Source organism: Pseudomonadota bacterium, from assembly GCA_010028905.1.
Lineage (GTDB): Bacteria > Vulcanimicrobiota > Xenobia > RGZZ01 > RGZZ01 > RGZZ01.
Genome location: RGZZ01000409.1, coordinates 1 through 4,530 on the forward strand (window position 1 = coordinate 1; position 4,530 = coordinate 4,530).

Genomic DNA, 4,530 nt, shown 5'->3' on the forward strand with positions numbered 1-4,530 from the left:
TGGGGGTGGGGTCGTGGGCGTCACCCACCACGCAGGCCGGCGAGGTGGTGAGTCGGGTCGACAGTCGCACCTCTTTCACGTCCTTCTCGAGCTTCGACGCCATCCACGACATCATCGCGGCGAAGTCTTTCTTCTGCTGCTCGCGTGCGGCCTCGGCCGACTTCTTCTCGTCTTCGGTGTCGAGATCGACCTGCCCCTTGGCGATGGATTTGAACGACTTGCCGTCGAACTCAGCCACCATCTCGGTCCACATCTCGTCGATGCCGTCGGTGAGCAGCAGCACCTCGTAGCCCTTGGCGCGGAAGGCCTCCATGTGGGGCGAGTTCTCGAGCGTGGCGCGCGAGTCGCCGGTCATGAAGAAGATGTCCTTCTGACCTTCCTTCATGCGCTCGATGTACTGGCGCAGCGACGTGGTGCCGGTCTCGGCGTGGGTCGACTCGAACCGAGCAAGCTCGAGCAAGGTGTCGCGGTTCTCGAAGTCGCCGTACAGCCCTTCCTTCAGCGCGCGGCCGAGGGCGGTCCAGAAGGTGTCGTAGCTCTCGGGCTTCTCGCTGGCCAGCTCTTGCAGGGTCGAGAGCACCTTCTTCACGAGGCGGCGGCGCATCTGCTGGATCTGGCGGTCTTGCTGCAGGATCTCGCGCGAGACGTTGAGCGAGAGGTCTTGCGCGTCGACCACGCCCTTCACGAAGCGGAGGTACTCGGGCATGAGCGCCTCGCAGTCGTCCATGATGAAGACGCGCTTCACGTACAGCTGCACGCCGCGCTTCGCCTCGCGCATGAACAGGTCGTACGGAGCCCGCGACGGGATGAACAGCAGCGCTTCGTACTCGAAGGTGCCCTCGGCGCGGAAGTGAATGGTCTCGAGGGGGTCGTTCCAGTCGTGGCTGACGTGCTTGTAGAACTCCTTGTACTCGTCGGCCGTCACCTCGTCCTTGGGGCGCGCCCAGATGGCCTTCATCGAGTTGAGGGTCTGGTTCTCGGTGCTGGTCTTGCCCTCTTCGCCCGGCGTCTCGACCTCCATGCGCACGGGCCACGAGATGAAGTCGGAGTACTTCTTGACGATCTCGCGCAGCTTCCAGTCTGACGTGTAGTCGTGGAGCTGATCTTCCTTGTCTTCCGGCTTCAGGTGAAGGGTCACCGACGTGCCCTGGGGCGCGTCGTCGAGCGTTTCGATGGTGTAGGTGCCTTCACCGGCCGACTCCCAGCGCGTGCCTTCGGCCTGGCCCGCGCGACGGCCCACGCCGAACTGGCCGATGAGGTCTTGGGAACCCGCCGCGTCCTTGCTCTCACGCAGCTTCTTGAGGAACTCCGCGGTCCCGGAGCGGGCGATGGTGCCGATGAGGTTCACCACGTCGTCGCGGCTCATGCCGATGCCGTTGTCTCGAATGGTGAGGGTGCGCGTCTCCTTGTCGGCGATGAGGTCGATGTGGAGGTCGCTGGTGTCGGCGATGTCGGGTTGCAGCAGGGCTTCGATGCGCAGCTTGTCGAGGGCGTCGGAGGCGTTCGAGATGAGCTCGCGCAGGAAGATGTCCTTGTTCGAGTAGATGGAGTGCACCATCAGCGTCAGCAGCTGACGGGCCTCTGCCTGGAACTCGAGGGTTTCGATCTGTGCGTTCACGGCTGTTCTCCAATGTGCGTAAGGATTGGGGGCCGGGCGCCGCGCGTGTGGGGCCTGGTGCGGTCGAGAGGGTCTGCGATTACGGTCTCGACGGCGGCTCCGGGGCGGCGTGGCCGGTCCGAAGAGGTACGCGCGCGGGGCGCGGGTTCCTTCTTTCGGCCCCCACGATTGAAGTGCGTTCGCTCGATAAGGTTCCCGAGGGGGGAGGCTGCCTTCGGGCGTCTCTCGAGACAGGGGTGACGCGCGCGCGGGGGGAACCCTCTCGACGTGTACCTCTACCTGCTCCGCTGCGCCGATGACACGCTCTACTGCGGCATCGCCGTCGACCCGCAGAAGCGCCTCGCCCAGCATCTGCAGGGGAAGGGGTCGCGCTATGTGGCCTCACGCCTTCCCGCGGCGCTCGTCTATCGCGAAGGGCCGTTCGAGACCCGAGGCGACGCGCTGCGCCGCGAGCTTCAGGTGAAGGGGCTCAGCCGCGCCGAGAAGCTGCGTCTGATCGATGGGCCACGCTCGCCAGGATCCTCGCCGCCGCCGCAACCCCGCTGAGCCAGGCCTGTTCGGCGCCGCCCCGCCCCACGGCGTCGCCGCAGAGCAGCAGGTCGGCGGCGAGGGAGAGGCACCCGGGTTCGCCGCGGGCTGCGTCTGGCGTAGCGTCTGGCGCGGAGGGCGTTGCGTCGAAGTCGCAGAGGCCGGGCACACCATCGCGCAGGTGGGCCGCGCAGGCATAGCGCCAGCGGTGAACCTTCACCTGCGCCGAGGGGTCGCGCATTGCGTCTCTGAGCAGGGGGATGGCGGCAAGCGCATCGATCACCGCGCGTTGCAGGGCCTCGCTCTCGAGATCGAGGTGCGCGGTCGCCCACGCCGGCCGGAAGTGCACGGTGAAGCGCTCTCCCGATGGGCGTCCGGGCTTGCTGCCCTCGCGTATGACGCAGGCGGCGGGGCTATCGTCGAACACGAGGATGTCGGTGTTGAGCGGAATGGGAAGGCTGCCGGACACCATGGCGGTGACGCAGGCCTGCATCGGAGGCACCGTGGAGGGCGCTTCGAGCCCGCTGGCGACGAGCAGATCGCGGGTCTGCTCGAACGGCATGGCGAGCACGACGGCGTCGAACGAGCCGAACGAGGCGTCGGCGGCCTGCAAGGTCCAGCCGTCGTCGTCGCGGGCGATGCGCGACACCCGCGTCTCGACGCGGACGTCGAGGTCGGCGGCCAGGTGGGCCGCCACGCGGTTGTTGTGAGGGAGGCCCACGAACCACTCGCCCGATCTGGGCAGGGGCTCTGCCGTGCCGTCGACGAGGCGCGCGCAATGCGGACGCCAGGGGGCGGCCAGCCCGTCTTCCACCCAGGCGTCGACGAGACGGCGAAAGGCCGGGTGCGCCGCCGTGAAGGCGGGCGCGCCGTGATCGAACCCTTCCGAGCGGCTGGCGAGGCGCCCGCCGGGTCTGCGCGCCTTGTCGAAGAGGCGCGGGCGGTGCCCGTGATCGTGCAGGGTTCGCGTGCAGGCCAGCCCGCTCACGCCGGCGCCGATCACCGCGATGCGCAGGGGCGCGTTCCCCACGATGCTCGCGTGGGGCGAGATGAGCGCGGGCCGGGTGACCTGCTCGCTGTAGCGCTTCACGTCGAGACGCGCGGCGTGCTCTCTTGAAGAGCGCGATCTCACCGTACCGGTGATCTTCTCCTCGGGAGAGAACGGGCGGTCGAAGAGGCCGAGACACCAGAGCAGCCCTCCGTACGACGACGGATCTCGACCGTCGAGGGCGTAGCGGTGATTGAGATCGATGAGCATCTCGAGGGCGCGCTGGGGCGAGGCGGTGAGCTCGAGCAGCGTCTTGCCCCACGTCATGCGCACGTTGTTGTGCAGCTCGCCGTGGATGCGCAGACAGGCCTGCGTGGCGTTCCACAGGCCGTCGGAGGTGACGCCTCGGGACAGGGTCTCCCACGTGCACGCTCGAGGGCGGGGGTCGGCGGCGTGTCGGGTCAGGGTCTCGACGGCCCAGCGCGGCAGGCTGTCGAGTGATTCGAGCGGGCCTTGCGCGCTGCGGTGCAGGCAGAAGTGATGGGCGAGCTCGCGCCAGATGATCAGCTCGTCGATGTACTTGTCGAAGCCCGCGGCCTCCCGCGCGATGCGCAGGGGTGAGACCATGCCGTAGTGCAGGTATGCTGACATCCGGCTCGAGGGGTCGCGAAGCGGGTCGTTGCGGTCGTATGCGTAGCGCGCAAGCTTCTCGCGGCGGAAGGCGTGCCAGCGAGCGTACCCCGCCGTGCTGCCGCCGATGGTGTGGGGAACGGGCGCCACGGAGTGATCGATGGCGCACGAGGCCACCAGCGCTGCGATGTCGAGGGCGCGAGGGTCGAGCGATGGCCTGTCGTCGAGTCGCGGAACGAAGCCGCTGCCGCCTTTGGCCTCTGGCCAGGCCTGCGTGAGCCGGCGCTCGAGGTCGCCCTCGATCTCCTGGCGGAAGCGGAAGGCGCGGTCGCACACCGTGCGCACGCTGCGCAGGGGAACCACGCAGGCGGTATCGACGAGCCAGAGCGGCGCAGCGCGGCTCACCGCGCGCGCCCAGCCGTCGAGGGGAGGGACGGGGAGGTCTTCGGTGACGACGAGGGCCGCGCGCGCGGCCAGGTCGCGCAGAACGCTCTCCCGCGCGCCCGGTCGCTCGACGTGCAGAAGATATCCCACGTCTCGCGCTTCGAGCTCGGCCTGCACGTCTCGGGTGCCCTGCAAGATGAACGTGTGATGCCGGTCGGAGGCGTACGGGTAGCGCTCGCTCAGGCCCTGGTAGACGAACATCGGAACGCCCAGGGCGCGGGCCGCCTCGAGCGCGGTGTCGAGGGCGGGGTTCTCGTGACCGCGGAGGGCCACGCGCATCCAGTAGATCACGAATTCACCGTGGCGTGGCTCGGCCAGGGCG

At 68.4% G+C, this 4,530-nt stretch carries 3 protein-coding genes; 1 reads left to right on the forward strand and 2 read right to left on the reverse strand.

Annotated elements, in window-relative coordinates; genetic code table 11:
- Nucleotides 1-1,618: molecular chaperone HtpG (htpG, locus tag EB084_20090; protein NDD30567.1), on the reverse strand; the 1,618-nt coding region annotated here is incomplete at its 3' end.
- Between the two features lie 267 nt (nucleotides 1,619-1,885).
- Here htpG and EB084_20095 point away from each other — a divergent pair.
- Complete coding sequence (locus tag EB084_20095) at nucleotides 1,886-2,164, forward strand: GIY-YIG nuclease family protein (protein ID NDD30568.1); 279 nt, start codon at nucleotides 1,886-1,888, stop codon at nucleotides 2,162-2,164.
- On the opposite strand, the gene EB084_20100 is transcribed toward EB084_20095, so the two are convergent.
- Nucleotides 2,088-4,499, reverse strand: coding sequence for a deoxyribodipyrimidine photolyase (locus tag EB084_20100; GenBank protein NDD30569.1), 2,412 nt, complete (start codon nucleotides 4,497-4,499; stop codon nucleotides 2,088-2,090). The genes EB084_20095 and EB084_20100 overlap by 77 nt on opposite strands.
- Nucleotides 4,500-4,530 lie beyond the last annotated feature (31 nt).